This is a genomic window from Sinorhizobium chiapasense, assembly GCF_045277575.1.
GTDB lineage: Bacteria > Pseudomonadota > Alphaproteobacteria > Rhizobiales > Rhizobiaceae > Ensifer > Ensifer chiapasense_A.
Genome location: NZ_CP144205.1, coordinates 1,398,198 through 1,419,393 on the forward strand (window position 1 = coordinate 1,398,198; position 21,196 = coordinate 1,419,393).

The 21,196-nt window shown below is 61.9% G+C and carries 15 protein-coding genes; 8 read left to right on the forward strand and 7 right to left on the reverse strand.

The window, feature by feature from the left end; all coding sequences use genetic code 11:
• Positions 1–68: 68 nt before the first annotated feature.
• Positions 69–1,715 (forward strand): Na/Pi cotransporter family protein, encoded by a 1,647-nt coding sequence (locus QM996_RS06820; protein WP_500269790.1) that lies wholly within the window; start codon positions 69–71, stop codon positions 1,713–1,715.
• 10 nt (positions 1,716–1,725) lie between these two features.
• Here the strand turns inward: QM996_RS06820 and QM996_RS06825 are convergent, their stop codons facing one another.
• The gene (locus QM996_RS06825; RefSeq protein ID WP_500269791.1) at positions 1,726–3,492 is read right to left on the reverse strand and encodes a hypothetical protein; all 1,767 of its coding nucleotides are present in this window, start codon (positions 3,490–3,492) and stop codon (positions 1,726–1,728) included.
• A gap of 244 nt (positions 3,493–3,736) precedes the next feature.
• Here QM996_RS06825 and glmU point away from each other — a divergent pair, with 244 nt between their 5' ends.
• From glmU to QM996_RS06845, 4 genes are all read left to right on the forward strand, one after another.
• A complete protein-coding gene (gene glmU / locus QM996_RS06830; RefSeq protein WP_500269792.1) occupies positions 3,737–5,107 on the forward strand; it encodes a bifunctional N-acetylglucosamine-1-phosphate uridyltransferase/glucosamine-1-phosphate acetyltransferase in 1,371 nt (456 codons plus the stop codon).
• A gap of 227 nt (positions 5,108–5,334) precedes the next feature.
• Complete coding sequence (glmS, locus tag QM996_RS06835) at positions 5,335–7,161, forward strand: glutamine--fructose-6-phosphate aminotransferase (protein WP_500269793.1); 1,827 nt, start codon at positions 5,335–5,337, stop codon at positions 7,159–7,161.
• Positions 7,161–7,658 carry a GNAT family N-acetyltransferase gene (locus QM996_RS06840; RefSeq protein ID WP_500270263.1) on the forward strand — a complete coding sequence of 166 codons (498 nt, stop codon included), beginning with the start codon at positions 7,161–7,163 and terminating at the stop codon, positions 7,656–7,658. Before glmS ends, QM996_RS06840 begins: the two co-directional genes overlap by 1 nt.
• Positions 7,659–7,732: 74 nt before the next feature.
• Positions 7,733–8,416 (forward strand): DUF502 domain-containing protein, encoded by a 684-nt coding sequence (locus QM996_RS06845; RefSeq protein ID WP_500269794.1) that lies wholly within the window; start codon positions 7,733–7,735, stop codon positions 8,414–8,416.
• Positions 8,417–8,457: 41 nt separating this feature from the next.
• On the opposite strand, the gene recG is transcribed toward QM996_RS06845, so the two are convergent.
• Positions 8,458–10,563, reverse strand: coding sequence for an ATP-dependent DNA helicase RecG (recG, locus tag QM996_RS06850; RefSeq protein WP_500269795.1), 2,106 nt, complete (start codon positions 10,561–10,563; stop codon positions 8,458–8,460).
• Between the two features lie 328 nt (positions 10,564–10,891).
• On the opposite strand from recG, the gene QM996_RS06855 reads away from it, so the two are divergent.
• Both QM996_RS06855 and mfd read left to right on the forward strand, forming a co-directional pair.
• A complete protein-coding gene (locus tag QM996_RS06855; protein ID WP_173516491.1) occupies positions 10,892–11,197 on the forward strand; it encodes an FAD assembly factor SdhE in 306 nt (101 codons plus the stop codon).
• 7 nt (positions 11,198–11,204) lie between these two features.
• Positions 11,205–14,708 (forward strand): transcription-repair coupling factor, encoded by a 3,504-nt coding sequence (gene mfd, locus QM996_RS06860; RefSeq protein WP_500270264.1) that lies wholly within the window; start codon positions 11,205–11,207, stop codon positions 14,706–14,708.
• Between the two features lie 110 nt (positions 14,709–14,818).
• Here mfd and QM996_RS06865 read toward each other — a convergent pair whose 3' ends face one another.
• The gene (locus QM996_RS06865; protein ID WP_500269796.1) at positions 14,819–15,481 is read right to left on the reverse strand and encodes a DsbA family oxidoreductase; all 663 of its coding nucleotides are present in this window, start codon (positions 15,479–15,481) and stop codon (positions 14,819–14,821) included.
• An 89-nt stretch (positions 15,482–15,570) separates the two neighbouring features.
• Positions 15,571–17,352: an extracellular solute-binding protein gene (locus tag QM996_RS06870; protein ID WP_500270265.1), complete on the reverse strand. Its 1,782-nt coding sequence runs from the start codon at positions 17,350–17,352 to the stop codon at positions 15,571–15,573.
• A gap of 307 nt (positions 17,353–17,659) precedes the next feature.
• On the opposite strand from QM996_RS06870, the gene QM996_RS06875 reads away from it, so the two are divergent.
• Positions 17,660–18,289 carry an invasion associated locus B family protein gene (locus QM996_RS06875; protein WP_173516493.1) on the forward strand — a complete coding sequence of 210 codons (630 nt, stop codon included), beginning with the start codon at positions 17,660–17,662 and terminating at the stop codon, positions 18,287–18,289.
• Between the two features lie 167 nt (positions 18,290–18,456).
• On the opposite strand, the gene hspQ is transcribed toward QM996_RS06875, so the two are convergent.
• The 3 genes from hspQ to QM996_RS06890 all read right to left on the reverse strand — a co-directional run bounded on the left by hspQ (position 18,457) and on the right by QM996_RS06890 (position 20,894).
• Complete coding sequence (gene hspQ, locus QM996_RS06880) at positions 18,457–18,786, reverse strand: heat shock protein HspQ (RefSeq protein ID WP_429820207.1); 330 nt, start codon at positions 18,784–18,786, stop codon at positions 18,457–18,459.
• Positions 18,787–19,078: 292 nt separating this feature from the next.
• Positions 19,079–20,488 carry a type I glutamate--ammonia ligase gene (gene glnA / locus QM996_RS06885; protein ID WP_173516495.1) on the reverse strand — a complete coding sequence of 470 codons (1,410 nt, stop codon included), beginning with the start codon at positions 20,486–20,488 and terminating at the stop codon, positions 19,079–19,081.
• 67 nt (positions 20,489–20,555) lie between these two features.
• Positions 20,556–20,894: a P-II family nitrogen regulator gene (locus tag QM996_RS06890; protein WP_003528058.1), complete on the reverse strand. Its 339-nt coding sequence runs from the start codon at positions 20,892–20,894 to the stop codon at positions 20,556–20,558.
• Positions 20,895–21,196: the final 302 nt, after the last annotated feature.

Here is a 21,196-nt window from a genome sequence, read left to right on the forward strand (position 1 = left end):
CGCATTGGAACTGTGGTTCTGTTGAAAGGATAAGGGGCGATTCTGAAGTCCCCGCGGGAAGGCATGCGATGCAGTCGACAATCGTGATGGTCAATCTTTTCGGAGCGGTCGCACTGCTCCTCTTCGGCCTGTCGCTCGTCAAGGATGGCGTGACACGCGCCTTCGGTGCGCGATTGCGCGCCGGCCTCGCGCAGGGAACCAATGGGGCCGTCCGCTCTTTCGCGACGGGACTGGTCGCGACGCTTGCCTTGCAGAGTTCGACGGCCACCGCCTTGATGACGGCTTCCTTCGTGGAGAAGGGGTTGGTGCGCTCGCGCATGGCTCAGATCGTGCTCCTTGGCGCCAATGTCGGCACGGCCATGACGGCCTGGATCGTCGCAACCGGCATCGAATGGCTGTCGCCGCTCGTGATCCTCCTGGGTGTCGTTCTGCACCGTGCCAGCCGCTCGAACGCCCGCCAGGGTCTCGGGGCCGCCTTCGTCGGCATCGGCCTCATGCTCCTGTCATTGCATCTGCTGGGCTCTGCGACCGAGCCGATGCGCGATTCTCCGGCGCTGGCGGCATTCCTTGGCATGCTCGACAGCGCCTGGCCTGTCGCACTCCTCATATCCGCCGGGCTGGCTTTCGCTTCGTCCTCCAGCCTGGCGGTTGTCATGCTGGTCCTGTCGCTCTCGTCCGCGGGCATTCTGACCGTGGGATTGACGGTGGCACTCGTGCTTGGCGCGAATCTCGGGGGCGCGATCCCGCCGGTCATGGCGACCTTGGCCTCCGCGCCATCGGCGCGCCGTGTTACCCTCGGCAATCTCGTCATTCGCGCAGCCGGCTGTTTGATCGCACTACCGCTGACGAGCTTGAGCGTAGAATTCCTGCAGAGCCTGCCGCTGCCGCGACAGAACCTGCCTGTCGATATCCACCTTGCCTTCAATCTCGCCGTTGCGATCCTTGCCTGGCCTTTTGCCGGCCTGCTGTCGCAACTGATGGTCCGGTTTATTCCCGATGCGGAGACGGAAGAGAGCGGGCCGCGCTATCTCGATGAAAGTGCCCTGCATACGCCGATCATGGCGCTCTCCGGAGCGACCCGCGAGGTTCTGCGCGTGGGCGATCTGGTCGAGATGATGTTGATGCGCGCAGCCACCGCCTTCGAAAACAACGATCTCTCCGAAATTCGCGACATCGCCAAGTTCGAAAAGCAGGTGGACCAGTTGCAGCAGGAAGTGAAAATCTTTCTGTCGCGCTTGGGACGTGATGGCTTGAGCCAGGAGGACGGTCGGCGCTCGATCGTCATCATCGACTACGCCATCAACCTCGAGCATATGGGCGACATCATCGAGAAGGGGCTTTGCGAGGAGATCGTCAAAAAGGTCGACAACGGTCTGAAGTTCTCGGAGGAGGGCTATCAGGAGCTGAAAAGCCTGTTCAATCTTACGATCGACAATCTTCGCGTTGCCCAATCCATCTTCGTCAGCCGCAACGCCGATCTTGCCCGGCAGCTCATCGAGGTGAAGGTGAGCGTTCGCCACATGGAGAAGCGTTCGGCCGAGCGGCATATCGAGCGTTTGCGAGACGGGCTGGTCCAGAGCCTTCAGACGAGCTCGCTGCATCTCGACATGCTGCGCGACCTCAAGCGGGTCAACGCGCACATCGCGTCCGTCGCCTATCCGATCCTGGAGGAGAGCGGGCTTCTGACCGAGAGCCGGCTGCGTCCCGAGGCCTAGTCGTCGGTTATCAGGAGCTGCCGGCGGCTGATGCCGTGGCTTTTAGCTCTTTGCGGATAAAGGCGTCAAAGCATCTTGTCAGCGTCACGCGCTCATGGCCGGGCTCGAGGCTCGGCTGATAGAGCGAAAGCAGCATCCGATTGACGTTGGTGACCGGACAGGTCGGCACGAGCGCGATGTCGACCGAACGGAGGGCGGCGCGGACATTCTCATCCGGCGGAGGGACGGCGCGGAATGGATCTGCACCGATCGCGACGTGTTTCGGGGCGCTGCGATCCATCAGCCACGGAAACGGATTGGTAAAATCGATGTTGAGGATCGTTTCGAAATGCACGCCATTCGCCGTCTCATAGGCGCGCATCGCATCGATGGCTTCATCGACATTTGTCAGCCAGCCGGCCTGGAAGTCGAAATCGCTGTAGAGCAGGAACGACAGTAGCTCGCCGGCATTCGCGAAGGCGACGAAGGCGGGGCGATGGGCGGTATAGATATCGCGCAGGCGTTCGGCGCGTAGCGCCAGAATGGGCCGGAGATTGACGGCGCCCATTGTTTTGAGGTTCCGGCTTTCGAGTGGCACATTGTTGATGGCCCCGATCCACGCGCGAGCGCTTTTTTGCAGGACGGCCGTGACCGGTGGGAGGGTAGCCGCCAGGGCGAGTATGGCCACTGCGATCGCACGCGGCCGAGGCGCGGCATCGGTGACCTCATCGGCAACGATCTTCAGCAGCAAAGGCAGCAGAAAGATGAAGGCCTGGCTGCCGGTGTTCTGGCTTTCGAAGAGAATGCCAGCGAGAACGAAGGCGGCCAGCCAGAGGAACGGTTGGTCGAAGACCTTCGCGAGTGCCGAGAGAGAGGGTTGCGCGCCAAGCTGCCGCAAGGACTGTGCAAAGGACGAAAGGTGCGCCACGAATAGCACCAGGCCGAGCAGCCCGGCCGGAATCAGCAGGCCGGCGTTGAGCGACGCCGCCTGCAGCAGGCGTGGCAACAGGCTGTCGTCATTGACAGCCAGCAGGGCCAGGATGTCGCTGATATAGGCAGACACGGCGCCCGCCGAAATCTCGGCCACGCCGAGCACGGCGAAGAACAGCAATGCTGCGCTCGGCGCTGATTTCAGGGGGATACGGCCGGCGGCAAAAGCCATCAGGCAGAGAACAATGCCGGCGACAGCGCCCGTGATCTTCACGAAGAAGAGAGCGACCATCGCCGCGGCAACGACGAACACAAGGATACGACGGTCGCGAACATGAACCAATGCCGCGGCGAGCACATAAAGAAGCTGGCAGACCTGGCGGTTGTAGATGCCGAAGCCGTCTGAGCCGGGATAGGGGTAGAAATCGCCGGTGTTGAACGGCAACACCGAGAACAACAGGAACGGCAGTAGGATCGCATAGGCAAAGAGCGCCGAGCGCCTTTGCACGTCGAAGACGACGAGCGCCATCACCGGCCCGGTGACGAGCAGCAGACACCAGCTCGCGAGCAGCAATGGCTGGCCGTTGGGGAAGATGACCTGCAGGCCAGCGAAAAGGTAATAGCCGATGGCGCCGACGGGCGTGAAGAAATCGACCGACGGGATTTGCCCGTCACGAATTCGGTTTGCAGCATCGAGATAGAGATAATGGTCCCAGAACATCGGCCCGATCGGCTGCGAGACTGTCACGCAAAGCAGCAGCGCGAGCACGCCAAAGGTCAGGGCGAGCAGGAAAAGCGGTGAGCGGACGAAGGTGCGTGCCGCGCTTTGCTGTTGCGCCTCTAGATCGCGTTCGGTGCGGCTGTGCATTGCGGTCTCGTCTCCCCTTGGGAGCGGTGCACCCGCGCTGCATGCTGATACAGGCTCCGCGCCTTCTTATGCCATCATCCGGTTTTAAGCCGGTTAATGCGACGTGATTGCGAGAATTATGCTTCTCGCAATATCTTGCCGGTACCACAGCGCCGAATCGTGCGTGATTTTGTACTTGAGCCGGTTTCGATTTAAGAAGTCGTGCGGGAGGCGTCAGCCTCGGAAAGACCAAGGAGAGTATTGTATGGAACGGACGTGCCTGGCCATCATTCTGGCTGCGGGTGAAAGCACGCGGATGAAATCGTCCATGTCGAAGGTGCTGCATCCGGTCGCTGGCCGGCCGATGATCGCCCATGTCGTTCAGGCGCTGGCGAGTGCTTCGATATCCGATATCGCCCTGGTGGTCGGCCGCGATGCAGATTCGGTTTCTGCGGCTGCCGATATCGGCGGCGTGTCGGTCTCCTCCTATCTGCAGAAGGAACGGCTGGGCACCGGCCACGCGGTGCTGGCTGCTCGTGAAGCGCTGGCAAAAGGTTATGACGACGTTCTCGTCGTCTTCGGCGATACGCCGCTGATCACGCCGGAACCGCTGAAGGCCGCGCGTGACGGCCTTGCCGCCGGCAACGACGTGGTGGTGATCGGCTTCGAGGCCGCCGATCCGAGCGGGTACGGACGCCTGATCGTCAAGGACGGCGCCTTGCTCGCCATCCGCGAGCACAAGGATGCGACCGAAGAAGAGCGCCGCATCACCTATTGCAACGGCGGACTGATGGCGATCGACGGTCGCAAGGCGCTCGATCTTCTCGGGCGCATCGGGAACGCCAATGTCAAGGGCGAGTATTACCTGACGGACCTCGTGGAGATCGTCCGCGAGATCGGCGGCCGGGCGATTGCCGTCGAGGCGCCGGAAGAAGAGTTGACCGGTTGCAACACGCGCGCCGAGCTCGCCTTCATCGAACGCCTCTGGCAGCAGCGCCGCCGCCACGAACTCATGTTGTCGGGCGTGTCGATGATCGCGCCGGAAACGGTGTTTCTCGCCTGGGATACGGTGCTCGAGCAAGATGTGCTGATCGAGCCGAATGTCGTCTTCGGTCCCGGCGCGCGCGTCGAGAGCGGTGCCGTCATCCACGCTTTCTCGCATGTCGAGGGCGCAACGGTCCGGGCCGGCGCGACGGTTGGGCCCTTTGCCCGGCTGCGCCCGGGCGCCGATCTCGGCGAGAAGTCGAAGGTCGGCAACTTCTGCGAGATCAAGAAGGCGGAAATCGGCGCTGGCGCCAAGGTCAATCACCTGACCTATATCGGCGACGCCTTCGTCGGCGCCGGTTCGAACATCGGTGCCGGTACGATCACCTGCAACTATGATGGCGTGAACAAGCACGAGACCCGAATCGGCGAAAATGCCTTCATCGGGTCGAATTCGTCGCTGGTCGCGCCGGTGACGATCGGCGATGGGGCCCTGGTTGCCTCGGGCAGCGTGATTACCGAGGACGTGCCGGCCGACGCCGTTGCCTTCGGCCGCGCGCGCCAGGAGATCAAGCCGGGTCGGGCGCGACTGCTGCGCGAACGCTACCAGGCGGTGAAGGCAGCCAAGAAGGCCGCAAAAGCCGCCGGCTAGGCCGGCGGCGCCGTGGCCCCATCAGACGCGCAAAGGTCCGCTGCAGCTTGCTTGAATCGGCTGCGATTCAGGGAAACATGCGGAGCGTTAAATACTGAAACCGAAAGTGAAATCGGGGCGGATTGCCTCACCCGGCAAATGCTTTACCAAGGCAGCGCGTCGGGCGGGACATCTGCCCTCATTGACTGAGGCGCCGCGACGGGCGCGGGGACAAATCGGAGACGACTATGTGCGGTATTGTGGGCATCGTTGGCAACCAGCCGGTATCGGAGCGACTGGTCGATGCGCTGAAGCGCCTCGAATACCGCGGCTATGATTCCGCCGGTGTGGCGACTATCAATGGCGGAACGCTGGAGCGCCGGCGCGCCGAGGGCAAGCTCGTCAATCTCGAGATCCGGCTTCGCGAACAGCCGCTCGCCGGCACGATCGGCATCGCGCACACGCGCTGGGCGACCCATGGTGCGCCAACCGAGCGCAATGCCCATCCGCACTTCACCGACGGTGTCGCCGTTGTCCACAACGGCATCATCGAGAACTTTGCCCAGTTGAAGGACGAACTGATCGCCGATGGCGCCAGGTTCGAGACCGACACCGACACCGAGGTCGTGGCCCATCTGCTCTCCAAGTTCCGCCGTGAAGGCCTTGGCCGGCGCGAGGCGATGCATGCGATGCTGAAGCGGGTCACCGGCGCCTATGCGCTCGCCGTGCTCTATCAGGACGACCCGTCGACGATCATGGCGGCGCGCAACGGTCCGCCGCTGGCGATCGGTCACGGCAAGGGCGAGACGTTCCTCGGCTCCGACGCGATCGCGCTTGCGCCCTTCACCAACGAGATCACCTATCTGATCGACGGCGACTGGGCGGTGATCGGTGCGAACGGCGTGCATATCTTCGATCTCGCCGGCAATGTCGTCGATCGGCCGCGCCAGATCTCGTCGGCTGCCGCCTATATGATCGACAAGGGCAACCACCGGCATTTCATGGAGAAGGAGATCTATGAGCAGCCGGAGGTGATCGCGCACGCGCTGAGCCACTACATCGACTTCGCCGGCAACCGCATCAAGCCGCTCGCCGGCACGATCGATTTTGCAAAGGTTCCGAGTCTGGCGATCTCCGCTTGCGGCACCGCCTATCTCGCTGGCCTGGTCGGCAAATACTGGTTCGAGCGCTATGCCCGCCTGCCGGTGGAAATCGACGTCGCTTCCGAGTTCCGCTATCGCGAAATCCCATTGTCGGCGCAGTCGGCAGCACTGTTCATCTCGCAGTCGGGTGAAACCGCCGACACGCTCGCCTCGTTGCGCTACTGCAAGGAGCTCGGCTTGAAGATCGGCGCCGTCGTCAACGCCCGCGAATCGACCATCGCGCGCGAGTCCGATGCGGTGTTCCCGATCCTCGCCGGCCCGGAGATCGGTGTCGCCTCGACCAAGGCCTTCACCTGCCAGCTCGCGGTGTTGGCATCGCTGGCGATCGGCGCCGGCCGCGCCCGCGGCACGGTCAGCGCGGCGGAGGAGCAGACGCTGGTTCGCTACCTCGCCGAGATGCCGCGCATCATGGGCCAAGTGTTGAACGCCATCCAGCCGAAGATCGAGCAACTGTCGCACCAGCTCGCCAAGTACGACGACGTGCTCTATCTCGGCCGCGGCACCAGCTTCCCGCTGGCGATGGAAGGTGCGCTGAAGCTCAAGGAAATCTCCTATATCCACGCCGAAGGCTATGCCGCCGGCGAGCTGAAGCATGGGCCGATCGCGCTGATCGACGAGAACATGCCGGTTATCGTCATCGCGCCGCATGACCGCTTCTATGAAAAGACCGTTTCCAACATGCAGGAGGTTGCTGCACGCGGCGGCCGGATCATCCTGATCACCGACGAGAAGGGGGCTGCCGCCTCGAAGCTCGAAACCATGGCGACGCTCGTGCTGCCTGACGTCGACGAGGTCATCGCACCGATGGTCTTCTCGCTGCCGATCCAGCTTCTTGCCTACCACACGGCGGTGTTCATGGGCACCGACGTCGACCAGCCCCGCAATCTCGCCAAATCGGTGACCGTCGAATGATCTACGTCCGGCATGAGCGTCAAGGAGATGAGAAGGCGATCCGTGACGTGACCGCTACCGCCTTTGAAGGGCATCCGCACAGTGATCAGAGCGAGCCCCTCATCATCGAACGCCTGCGCGAAGCCGGTGCGCTCAGCGTCTCGTTGGTTGCCGAGATGAACGATGAGATTGTCGGGCACATCGCCTTTTCGCCGGTCACTCTGACGCCGGCAGAATCCGGCTGGTTCGGGCTTGGGCCAGTGTCGGTAAAGCCGGAGGTCCAGGCGCAGGGCATCGGCAGGCAGTTGATCCTCGAGGGGCTCGAATGGCTGCGGGCGGAAGGGGCCGCCGGCTGCGTCGTCGTCGGCGATCCCGCCTATTATCAAAAGTTCGGTTTCCGCAACGAATCGGCTCTTGTATTCCCCGGTTGTGCGCCGCAATATTTTATGGCGCTGGCACTCTCAGGCGCGATGGCGGCGGGCACTGCCGCCTATCATCCGGCCTTCGGGGTCGCGTGAGGAGAAGCGACCAGGTTTATGATTTTCGGTCGATCCGACCCGAAATCATAAGCGTGATCTAAGGCGAAAGACGCATGACGACGAAGAAGAGCTTCATCGCAACCCGGTTACGAAACTATTTCCTGACTGGTCTGATCATTTGTGCACCGATAGCGATCACGGCGTGGCTCGTCCGTTCCTTCATCGAATGGGCGGATGGTTGGGTGAAACCGTATCTGCCGAATTTCTATAATCCGGACACCTATTCTCCCGTTGCCATCCCCGGTTTCGGACTGCTTGTCGCCATCGTCGTGATCACGCTCGTCGGCTTCCTGACCGCAAACCTTGTTGGCCGGTCGATTGTGAATTTCGGCGAGTCCCTGGTCAACCGCACGCCGCTGGTGCGCACGATCTACAAGTCGACCAAGCAGATCTTCCAGACGGTGCTTCAGGAGCAATCGTCGTCCTTCAAAAAGGCAGGGCTGATCGAATATCCGAGCCCGGGCCTATGGGCGCTTGTCTTCATCGCAACGGATGTCAAAGGGGAGATCGCCGCCAAGTTCGACGACCGCGGCATGGACATGGTCACGGTGTTTCTGCCACCGACTCCCATCCCAACGGCTGGCTTTCTGCTGTTCGTACCGCGCGACAAGATCATTCCGCTCGATATGAGTGCGGAGGATGCCGCCAAGCTGTTGATCTCCGGTGGCCTTGTGATGCCTGATCACAAGCCGCTTGCCAATGCGCCGTTGAAGATCGGCCAGCAGAAGACAGCCTGACGACCAGGCGTCCGTCCGGCTCACACTGTCCTGGTGGACATCTAGCCGGCGCGCAGGAAACGGATCGCCTCGTCGCGCCGGTAGAGATAGAGCAGTGTCCGCAGCGCTTCGCCGCGTTCCGACGTCAGGTCCGGGTCGCGCTCGATCACATAGGCGGCGTCCTTGCGGGCGATTTCCAGGAGATCGCCATGGGCTTCCAGGCTGGCGATGCGGAAGCCGGGCGTGCCCGACTGGCGCGTGCCGAGCAACTCGCCTTCACCGCGCAGCTTCAGGTCCTCCTCGGCAATCAGAAAGCCGTCCTCGCTGTCACGCAGGATCGAGAGCCGTGATCGGCCATTCTCGCTGAGCGGACCCTTGTAGAGCAGGATGCAGGTCGAAGCCTCGTCGCCGCGCCCGACGCGGCCGCGCAACTGATGAAGCTGGGCAAGGCCGAAACGTTCAGCATGTTCGATCACCATGATCGTCGCATCCGGCACGTCGACGCCGACCTCGACGACGGTGGTGGCGACCAGCAACCGGATCTCGCCATTCTTGAAGGCGAGCATGACGGCGTCCTTCTCGGCGCCATTCATGCGGCCATGTACGAGGCCGACATTGTTGCCGAAGCGCTTGGCGAGGCCTTCGTATCGTTCTTCGGCAGACATGACGTCGACGGCTTCCGACTCCTCGACGAGCGGGCAGATCCAGTAGGCCTTCTTGCCCTCGCGAAGGGCTGCGTCCAGACGATCGACAATATCGCCGGTACGCTCCGTCGGGATCGTCACGGTCTGGATCGGCTTACGCCCGGCAGGCTTCTCCGTCAGCTTCGAGACATCCATGTCGCCGAAGGCTGCGAGCACCAGTGTCCGCGGGATCGGCGTCGCCGTCATCACGAGCATATGCGGCGAGATCCCTTTGGCAGTCAGACGCAGGCGCTGGTGAACGCCGAAGCGGTGCTGCTCGTCCACCACCGCCAGCGTCAGTTCCTTGTAGTTCACCGTGTCCTGGAAGAGCGCGTGGGTGCCGATCACCATCTGCGTCTGGCCGGACGCGATGCGGTCCAAGATGGCATCGCGCTCCTTGCCCTTGGTGCGGCCGGTCAGGACGTCAATCGTGATGCCGGCCGGCGCGGCCATCCGCGCAAGGGTCGCATGATGCTGCCGTGCAAGAATTTCGGTCGGCGCCATCAGCACGGCCTGGCCGCCGGATTCGACGGCCGCCAGCATCGCCATCAACGCCACCATCGTCTTGCCGGAGCCGACGTCGCCCTGCAGCAGACGGAGCATGCGCTCGGTCCCGGCCATGTCCTTGAGGATATCGGCGATGGCCGTGGATTGGCTCGCCGTCAGCGAAAACGGAAGTGCATCGACGACGGGCCGGGAGAGCGCGCCGGTGGCGTGGACCGGCGTACCCGCGACCTTGCGAAGGCGCTGGCGGACCAGCGCGAGCGACAACTGTCCGGCGAGAAATTCGTCATAGGCAAGCCGGCGGCGCGCACGGGCCTGCGGATCGATATCCGTTGCATCCCGGGGATCATGCAGCGCTCGGAAACTCTCCGCGGCACTGGCGAAACCCTGCTTCGTGAGCAGCGCATCATCCACCCATTCCGGCATTTCCGGCACGCGGGCGACGGCCGCCTCGATCGACTTGCGCAATGTCCGCGGCGAAAGCCCGGCGGTCAGGCCATAGACCGGCTCCACCAGCGGCAGGTTTTCCGCCTCGCTCGCCCGAACCGCGTAGTCCGGATGCACCATGGACGGCCGGCCGTTGAACCAGTCGACCTTGCCGCTGACGATGACTGTCTCATCCACTGGCAGCGATTTTTCCAGCCAATTGCCCTTGACTCGGAAATAGGTGAGCGCCAGTTCGCCGGTCTCGTCATGCAGGAAGACGCGATAGGGCAGGTTGGGTTTGCCGCGCGGTGGCGGCTGATGGCGGTCGACCCGGCCGGTAATGGTGACGATGACCCCTTGCGGCGCATGTGCAATTCCCGGCTGCTGCCGGCGGTCGATCAGCGAGTGCGGCGCGTGGAAGACAAGATCGACGACACGGCAATCCTCGATCGTTTCACGACCGAGCAGCTTGGCATAGAGCTCCCCGATCTTCGGGCCGATGCCTGGAAGCGTGTCGAGCGGTGAGAAGAGCGGGTCGAGCAGGGCGGGGCGCATGGCGATGAAATTGCGATGATAAATCGGGCTTTGGCAAGGCTGACAATCACCTATTCAGAGTTTATAGAGCCCAGTGACGACAAACCGTAGCCTGGAGCGTCCCGCTTTCAAGTGGTATCACTGAAGGCGACAAGGTGCTCTGGAATCAAGCGCTGGAGCGTCTTTCGCGTGTTCGTCCGAATGCGCGGCGCTCTCCTGCATGTCTTCTTTCTCCCTGAACCCAGTCCGGATCAGGGGCAAAAACATGCAGCAATCTCAAGCGCTACAGCGACTTTCGTGCGCCTTGGAAGACGCGCGGCGCGGTAGCGGGCGGCAGGAAGGAATTTCCATGACTGGCATCTCACGCACCAGCGCCGATCTCGATCCGCGGCGACGGCGGATCCTGTTCCGCGCTTGGCATCGCGGCATTCGCGAGATGGATCTGATCCTCGGGCAGTTTGCAGAGGCTGAGCTTTCGGCGCTTTCCGAAGTGGAACTCGATGAACTCGAGACGATCATGCGCGAAGAGGACAATGATCTCGTCAGGTGGATCACCGGTGAACAGCCGGTGCCCGTTCGCTATCAGACGCCGATGTTCGAGCGCATTGCCGCCTATCGTCCCGATTTCGACAAGCTTCCCGAAGGAATGAAATAGACCGATGATGTTGGTTGGCCTTGATCCGAAGAAGATCGTCGAAGCGCAGCGGGAGATCACGATCGGCCCGGTTCCCGCCGGTGCCGAGGCACTGGTTCTGGCCGAACTTGCGCGGGCGGGCCAGCCGGTCGCCTATATTCTGTCGGACGGCCAGCGGATCGCGGATCTTGAGCAGGTCCTGGGCTTCATGGCGCCCGATATTCCGGTCTTGACGCTGCCCGGCTGGGACTGCCTTCCCTATGACCGCGTGTCGCCGAGCGCCGACACGTCAGCACGGCGTCTCGCGGCACTCAGCGCGCTAATCGCGCACAAGAAGAAGCCGCATGCGGCGATCGTGCTGGTGACGGTCAATGCCGCCCTGCAAAAGATCTCACCGCGGGATGTGATCGAGAGCCTGGCGTTTTCGGCCCGTCCGGGCAATCAGGTGCGCATGGATGACATCGCCACCCGGCTCGAGCGCAACGGTTTCGAGCGGGTCGCGACGGTGCGCGAAGTCGGCGAATACGCGGTGCGCGGCGGCATCCTCGATGTTTTCGTGCCCGGCAGCGGCGAGCCGCTGCGTCTCGATTTCTTCGGCGACACGCTTGAGACCATCCGCTCCTTCGATCCCGCCAGCCAGCGCACGACCGGCCAGGTCCGCTCTCTCGATCTCAACCCGATGAGCGAGGTGTCGCTGACGCCGGAGACGATCAGCCACTTCCGCAGGCAGTATCTGTCGCTCTTCGGCGCCACGACCCGCGACGATGCACTCTATCAGGCTGTCTCCGAAGGGCGGCGTTACGCCGGCATGGAGCACTGGCTGCCGCTCTTCTACGATGGGCTGGAGACGGTCTTCGACTATCTCGACGGTTTCCGCATCGTCACCGACCATCTGGCGCGTGAGGCCGCCGCCGAACGCTCGAAGCTCATTCTCGACTATTACGATGCCCGCCTGGCGTCGGCCTCTCCCGGCAAGGCGCAGGCCACCCAAGGCACGCCCTACAAGCCGGTTCCGCCGGAACTGCTCTATCTGAATTCGCAGGCTTTCAACGCTGCGCTCGCCTCGCGCGACGCCATTCGCCTGTCGCCGTTCAACGAGCATGAAGGCGAAGCCCGACAAGTGATATCGGTCGACGCGCGGCAGGGCATGCGCTGGGCGAAGTCAGCGGGCGAGGGCGAGACCGATGGCGAGCGCGTCAACGTCTTCGACCAGGCGGTCAAGTACATTGCCGAGCGCCGTTCGAAGGGCGCCAAGGTGGTGATTTCCGGCTGGAGCGAGGGATCGCTCGACCGCCTGCTGCAGGTGCTCGTCGAACACGGTCTCGGCAACATCAAGCCGATCAAGGCGCTGGCCGAGGTCAAGAGCCTGAAGCCGGGCGAGGCGGGATCGACCGTTCTCAGCATTGAGGCCGGCTTCGAGACCGGCGATCTCGTGATCATCGGCGAACAGGATATCCTGGGCGACCGCATGGTGCGGCGTTCGAAGCGCCGCAAGCGCGGCGCCGACTTCATCGCCGAAGTCGCGGGCCTCGACGAGGGCAGCTATGTCGTTCATGCCGAGCACGGTATCGGCCGCTTCGTCGGGCTGCGCACCATCGAGGCCGTCGGAGCGCCACACGATTGCCTCGAGCTTGTCTACGCCGACAATGCCAAGCTGTTCCTGCCGGTCGAAAACATCGAGCTTCTGTCGCGCTATGGTGCGGAGGGGACCGATGCGATCCTCGACAAGCTCGGTGGCGTCGCCTGGCAGGCGCGCAAGGCCAAGCTCAAGAAGCGGCTGCTCGACATGGCGGGTGGTCTCATCCGCATCGCCGCCGAACGCCATACGCGCCGGGCGCCGGTTCTCGTCGCTCAGGATGGCGTCTATGACGAATTCGCCGCCCGTTTCCCCTATGACGAGACGGAGGATCAGCTGAACTCGATCGAGGCAGTGCGCGACGATCTCGGCAGCGGCCGCCCCATGGACCGGCTCGTCTGCGGCGACGTTGGCTTCGGCAAGACGGAAGTGGCACTGCGTGCCGCCTACATCGCAGCGATGAATGGCGTGCAGGTTGCCGTCGTCGTGCCGACGACCCTGCTCGCGCGCCAGCATTTCAAGACCTTTTCCGAGCGCTTCCGCGGTCTGCCGATCCGCATCCAGCAGGCTTCTCGTCTCGTTGGCTCGAAGGAACTGGCGCTGACGAAGAAGGAGGTGGCCGATGGCAAGACCGATGTCGTCGTCGGTACCCATGCGCTGCTCGGCACCTCGGTCAATTTCGCCAATCTCGGCCTGCTGATCATCGACGAGGAGCAGCACTTCGGCGTCAAGCACAAGGAACGGCTGAAGGAGTTGAAGTCCGACGTGCACGTGCTGACGCTGTCAGCAACGCCGATCCCGCGCACGCTGCAACTCGCCCTGACCGGCGTTCGCGAACTGTCGCTGATCACCACGCCGCCCGTCGACCGCATGGCGGTGCGCACCTTCATCTCGCCCTTCGACGCGCTGGTGATCCGCGAAACGCTGATGCGCGAGCACTATCGCGGCGGCCAGAGTTTCTATGTCTGCCCGCGCTTGAGCGATCTCTCGGAGATCCATGACTTCCTGAAATCCGACGTTCCGGAGCTGAAGGTGGCGGTCGCGCACGGCCAGATGCCGGCGACCGAGCTCGAAGACATCATGAACGCCTTCTACGACGGGCGTTACGACGTGCTTCTGTCGACGACGATCGTCGAATCCGGTCTCGATGTCCCGACGGCCAATACGCTGATCGTGCACCGCGCCGACATGTTCGGCCTCGCCCAGCTCTACCAGCTTCGCGGCCGCGTCGGCCGCTCGAAGGTGCGTGCCTTCGCGCTCTTCACCCTGCCGGTCAACAAGACGCTCACGGGAACGGCCGAGCGCCGGCTGAAGGTGCTGCAGTCGCTCGACACGCTCGGCGCCGGCTTCCAGCTTGCCAGCCACGATCTCGATATCCGCGGCGCCGGCAACCTGCTCGGCGAGGAACAGTCGGGCCATATCAAGGAGGTCGGTTTCGAACTCTACCAGCAGATGCTCGAGGAAGCGGTCGCCGAGCTCAAGGGTGAGGAAGAAATCCACGATACCGGCTGGTCGCCGCAGATCTCGGTCGGAACTCCGGTCATGATCCCCGAACACTACGTGCCGGACCTGCATCTGAGGCTTGGACTCTATCGTCGCCTCGGCGAACTGACGGATCTCAAGGAAATCGACGGCTTCGGCGCCGAGATGATCGACCGCTTCGGGCCGCTGCCGATCGAGGTCCAGCACCTCCTGAAGATCGTCTACATCAAGTCGCTCTGCCGCACCGCGAATGTCGAGAAGCTCGATGCCGGGCCGAAGGGGGTCGTCGTCCAGCTCCGCAACAAGGAGTTCCCGAACCCGGCCGCACTCGTCGGTTACATCGCCAAGCAGGGCACGCTGGCGAAGATCCGGCCGGATCACAGCATCTTCTTCCAAAGGGAGCTGGCAACGCCGGAGAAGCGCCTTTCAGGCGCTGCGATGGTGATGACGCAGCTCGCGGGCCTAGCGAAGTAGCCACGTTGGGTAGCGCGCTGCCGCGAGCTGCGGCAGCGCCAGACCAGCGCCGCGCGGCTTTTCAGACGCGCAAAGGTCGCTGTAGCACTTTAGACATGCAGCAGGGCTACTCAGTTGGGCTTGCCGCTCGCCTTCATTTGCGCGATTTCGCGCAGCGCGTTCGTCAATACGTCGACTGTTTGCGCTCCCATCACGGCATATTGTCCGTCGAGAATGAAACACGGCACACCGGTCACGCCCATCTCGCGTGCCATGCCGACCTCTTCCTTGACGGCGTCCTTGTCGGCGTCGGAGCTCAGCAATGCGGCGATGACCGGCCGATCGAGACCGGCCTTCTCCGCGATATCCAGCAGCACGGCGTGATCGCCGATGTTGCGACCTTCTTCGAAATTCGCCTTGAAGAGCATGCCGACGACGGCCGATTGCGCCGGTTCGCCGTTGGTTGCAGCCCAGCGCACGAGCCGATGGGCATCGAGCGTGTTCGGGCTGATCTTCACGGCATCGAAGTCGAAGGCAATGCCGTCGGCGTTTCCGAGTTCGCGCAGCATGTCATGCGCGCGATCGACGGCTGCCTGGCCGCTGAGCTTTGCGGCTAGGTGCTGCTTGTGGTCGACGCCTTCGGGCGGCAGGTCGGGATTGAGTTGATAGGGACGCCAATTGACCGTGACGAGCACGTCCGGGACATTGGCAATCGCCTGATCGAGCCTTGCCTTGCCGAGATAGCACCAGGGGCAGACGACGTCCGAGACGATATCGATGCTGACGGTTTCCATGGTGCGGGTGCCTTTCCTTGTTTGGTATATCGGCGAGATAAGCCGGTTTCACCCGGCTTTCAATGCGTTACCAAAAGGGAACCAACCCTCTACTGTGCGTTTTGATCCCACCAGGTCGGAAGTTGATAGCCGTAAAGCGGCAATACATCGGGGCGGCCGATATGCTTGTGCCTGGCCACCCACTGCGCGTCGAGGTGATAGAGCGGCACCAGATAGAAATTGTTGATCAGCAACCGGTCATGCGCACGCACGGCGGCCGTGAAGTCCTCGGTCGTCCGGGCCTGGAGAATATTGTTGATCATGCGGTCGACATCCTTGTCGGCAACGCCGGCAAAATTGTCGCTTCCCTGCCGGTCTCGCGACTGGGAGGACCAGCGCCCGACCTGTTCGACGCCGGGTGACAAAGTCGACGGGAAGGACTTGATAATCACGTCGTAGTCGAAGGATTGGCTGCGCTGTTGGTACTGCGAATCGTCGACGGTGCGCACTGAAGCCTGAATGCCGAGCGGGGCGAGAAAGCGCTGGTAGGCAAGCGCAATCTTTTCCTGGCCGGCATTCTGGCTCATGATCTCGAAGGCGAGCGGTGCGCCGTTGGCGTCCACCATCTTACCGTCCTTTATCTGGAAGCCGGCCTCCCGCATCAGCGAAACGGCGACGCGCAGCACGTTGCGATCGCGACCGGAGGCGTCGGTCACCGGCAGCCGGTATGTGCCATCGAGAATCGCCGGATTGATCCGGTCGCGCGCATCGCCGATGAGGCCGAGTTCGCGGTCGTCGGCCGGCGCACCGAGGAAGCTCAGCGTCGAATTCTGCCAGTAGCTCTGGGTGCGCGTATAGGCGCCGTCAAAGAGGTTCTTGTTGACCCACTCGAAGTCGAACACCAGCGCCAGACCCTGCCGGAGCTTGAGGTTGTCGAACATCGGCCTGCGGGTGTTGAAGACGATGCCAAGCATGCCCGAGGGCGTCTTCGGCTTGAAGGTTTCCTTGACGACCTCGCCGGTGCGGACAGCCGGGAAATCATAGCCGCGTGCCCACTTGGTGGCGCTGCCTTCCGGATAGATGTCGATTTCGCCCTTCTTGAACGCCTCGAACAGCGAATTTTCCTGGAGGAAATACTCGACGGAGATTTCGTCGTAATTGTCCTGGCCGACTTTCGACGGCAGGTCCTTCGCCCAATAGTCCGGGTTTCTCTTGTAGACGATGCGCTCGCCGGGCTTCACTTCGGCGACGCGATAGGGACCGGAGCCGAGCGGCGGCTTCAAGCTCGTCTGATCGAAGGTCGCAACGTCGATCGCATGCTTCGGCAGCACCGGCGAGAGCCCGAGCAGCAGTGGAAGTTCGCGGTCGGCTTCTTCGGTGAAGGTGAAGCGGACGCTGCGGTCGCCCACCTTCTCCATCTTTGCCACCTTGGCCAGGCGGTTGCTGAAGGGAACCCGTCCCTTGTCGCGCAGCAGTTCAAAGCTGAAGATGACGTCTTCAGCGGTGACCGGCTGCCCGTCGGCCCAGCGGGCATTGGGATTGAGGTTGAACTGGATGAAGGTCCGATCGTCATCCCATTCGACCGATTCGGCGAGCAGGCCGTACATGGTGAAGGCCTCGTCGCGCGAGCGCTGCATCAGCGATTCGTAGACGAGGTTGCCGTATTCCGGGTCCCACATGCCGCGCGCCGTCGTGCGCATGCTTTTCAGGATGAAGGGATTGAGGCTGTCGAAGCTGCCGACGACGCCGTAAGAGATCTTCCCGCCCTTCTTCACGTTCGGATTGACGTAGGGAAAGTTCTTGAAATCGGCTGGCAGCGCCGGCTCGCCGTGCATGGCAATGGCATGGACAGGAGCGGCTGCCGCGCCGTTGGCGAACGAAGTGACGGTCATGAGCAGTGCCAGACCGGAGAGAATTGAACGCAAAGTCACCTCCCGTGAAGGGGTATCAACAGGCCGATTCCCTAAACGTTACCAACGGTGACCGATGAATCCAACCGATCCGCCGCCCAAATTCCACCCAGTCGCAAGTCAAAAAATGACAGGAAACACTGGATAATCGAAGCGAGCCAATGTAACAGGTGTTTCCGGAAACGGGGTCATGCATTTGCCTTATTTGGCCAACAGGACAACGGCGGCTGACGATACTCACCTGCGGAACGAATTGTTCCGTTACCGGATTTCAGGAGACGGAATCACAATGATCTTCAAGTCGAATTTTACCAAACGCTCGGGTATGGCAGCGCTGGCGCTCTCTGTAGCTGCTGCGGGCGTGCCGGGTGTTGCATCCGCCCAGCAGGCGGGTGGCAAGCCGCCGCAGGGCTGGTTCAAGGTCTGCACCAAGCAGGAAGACAATGACGTCTGCATCGTTCAGAACCTGCTGACCGCCAATAACGGCCAGCTCGTGACCGCTGTCGGCCTCATCACCGTAAGCGGCAAGGTCAATCGCAAGGTCCTGCAGGTTTCCGTACCGTCCGCACGCCTCATCCCGACCGGTGTCCAGATGCAGATCGACGGCGGCAAGCCGGTGAAGCTCGACTACGCCATCTGCATGCCGGACAAGTGCGTTGCCGAAGCGCCGCTCTCCGACCAACTGATCGCAAGCCTGAAGAAGGGCAACGAAGTCGTCTTCACGTCGGTCAACTTCCAGCGCGCGCCGAATCCGATCAAGATGGCCCTCACGGGCTTCACTGGTGTGTTCGACGGCGAGCCGATCGAACAGTCGCAGCTCGAAGAGCGTCAGCGCCTGCTGCAGGAAGAAATGCAGAAGAAGGCCGAGGACGCCCGCAAAAAGCTCGAGGAAGCCCAGAAGGCTGCCAAGCAGAACTGAGCGATCCTTCGCGATCCCAAAAGAAACGCCCGGACTTAACGTCCGGGCGTTTTCATTTTATCCGGGGCAAAAGCCCTGAAGCACGTCGCGATCTTTCCGGTTCGCTCCTTGCGCTTTGAGCTTTCGGCATTTCATCGCAAAGCTGCTACGCACTTATGCGGCATGCTTCAGTGACGGAAAGTCGCCTTGGGCCTGTAGTGGCCAACGCCATCCTTATCGAACAGAGCATCGACTTGGGCGTGGCGCATCGGCCGGTCGCTATCGTCGAACTCCAGGTTCTGCTCGGAAACGTAGGCGACATATTCGCTGTCATCGTTTTCGGCGAACAGATGGTAGAAGGGTTGATCCTTGCTTGGGCGGATCTCCTGCGGAATAGCGTTCCACCACTCTTCGGTGTTGGCGTATTCCGGATCGACGTCGAAAATGACGCCGCGGAACGGGAAAATCCGATGGCGAACCACCTGTCCGATCTCGAATTTGGCGTTTCTTTGTTTCATGACGCAACACATCCTTTCAGGAGATTATCTGGGTTGGCGAACCCAAAACATCAATAGGGATCTCCCTTCCGCCCTGCGTTGACCTTCGGCGCCGTGCGCCCGGCTGGACGCGCAAAGGTTGCCGCCATCATAATATCACACAATTCCGCAAATGGTGCCGCCTGCGCAAGGGGCCACCTCCGCGGACGAAAGCGAAAGCCGAAAGAAAAACCGGCGGCCCTTCGAGGAACCGCCGGCTCTTCATGCTCTTACCGTGCCGGCAGCAAAGTCGATGTTGCCGGTGGGCATGGTCTTAGACCGAGTAGTACATGTCGTACTCGACCGGATGCGGGGTCATTTCGAAGCGCATCACTTCCTGCATCTTCAGTTCGATGAAGGAATCGATCTGGTCGTCGTCGAACACGCCGCCGGCGGTCAGGTACTTGCGATCCTTGTCGAGGCTTTCGAGCGCTTCGCGCAGCGAGCCGCAGACGGTCGGGATCTTCTTCAGTTCCTTCGGCGGCAGGTCATAGAGGTCCTTGTCCATGGCCTTGCCCGGGTGCAGCTTGTTCTTGATGCCGTCGAGGCCCGCCATCAGCATGGCTGCGAAGGCGAGGTAGGGGTTGGCGGTCGGATCCGGGAAGCGGACTTCGACGCGCTTGGCCTTCGGGTTGGTGCCGAACGGAATGCGGCAGGAGGCCGAACGGTTGCGGGCCGAATAGGCGAGCAGAACCGGCGCTTCATAGCCCGGGACGAGACGCTTGTAGGAGTTCGTCGACGGGTTGGTGAAGGCATTCAGCGACTTGGCATGCTTGATGATGCCGCCGATGAAGTAGAGGCAGGTTTCCGACAGGCCGGCATATTCGTCGCCCGCGAAGGTCGGCTTGCCGTCCTTCCAGATCGACAGGTGCACGTGCATGCCCGAGCCGTTGTCGCCGAAGATCGGCTTCGGCATGAAGGTTGCGGTCTTGCCATAGGCATTGGCAACCTGGTGCACGACGTACTTGTAGATCTGCATCTTGTCGGCGTTGCGAACCAGCGCGTCGAACTTGACGCCGAGCTCATGCTGGGCGGCAGCCACTTCGTGGTGGTGCTTTTCGACCGTCACGCCCATCTCGGCGAGAACCGTCAGCATTTCCGAACGCATGTCCTGGCAGCTGTCGACCGGCGGAACCGGGAAATAGCCGCCCTTGACGCGCGGACGGTGGCCGAGGTTGCCGGTTTCGTAGTCGGTGTCGTCGTTCGACGGCAGTTCCGAGGAGTCGAGCTTGAAGCCGGTGTTGTACGGATCGGCCTTGTACTTGACGTCGTCGAAAACGAAGAACTCGGCTTCCGGGCCGACGAAGACGGTGTCGCCGATGCCGGAGGCCTTGAGGTAGGCTTCCGCCTTCTTGGCCGTGCCGCGCGGGTCACGGTTGTAGGCTTCGCCGGAAACCGGGTCCAGAATGTCGCAGATGATGACCATCGTCGACTGCGCGAAGAACGGGTCCATATGCGCTGTTTCCGGATCGGGCATCAGCACCATGTCGGACTCGTTGATCGCCTTCCAGCCGCCAATCGAGGAGCCGTCGAACATGACGCCGTCGGCGAACATGTCTTCATCGACGCAGACGACGTCCATCGTTACGTGCTGCAGCTTGCCCTTGGGGTCGGTAAAGCGCAGGTCGACGAACTTGACGTCATTGTCCTTGATTTGCTTCAGAATATCGCTTGCAGTCGTCATTTGCCGTAATTCCCTGTGTGAGATGACGAGGTTTGAAAAGAAACCGGGCCGGACGGCCCGTGAGATATCAGATGGCGTCGAGGCCGGTTTCGCCCGTGCGAATTCGGATGACTTCTTCCACATTGGAAACGAAAATCTTTCCGTCACCAATGCGGCCGGTCTGCGCGGCATTGCGGATCGCCTCGATGACGGCCTCCGCGTTTTCATCCGCCAGCACGACTTCGACCTTTACCTTCGGCAGGAAGTCCACCACGTATTCGGCACCGCGATAAAGCTCCGTGTGGCCCTTCTGTCGCCCGAAGCCCTTGGCTTCCGTGACGGTAATGCCCTGCAGGCCGACTTCCTGAAGGGCTTCCTTCACTTCGTCGAGCTTGAAGGGCTTAATGATCGCTTCGATCTTTTTCATGAGAAAATGTCTCTCCGCTTCTCCCTTTAAAGCAGGATCATGCCCGCTCGCCCTGAATATGCACGTTGCATGCCAGTTTTTCTGCGAAAATCTGTCGGAATAACAAAAAATCTGCTGCCGAGACCCGGATTGCGGCGTTTCCATGCCATTCCGGGAGGTGATCTGCCTAATTTTTATGATTTCCGATCGAAAGTTGCCCGGTCTTGGCCGCTGCCTTTGGTCATTGACATGGTGGCGCACGTTATTTGAGCAACAAATATGTGCATATGCATAATTAGTGGGCATATTGTGTGCCGCGACGG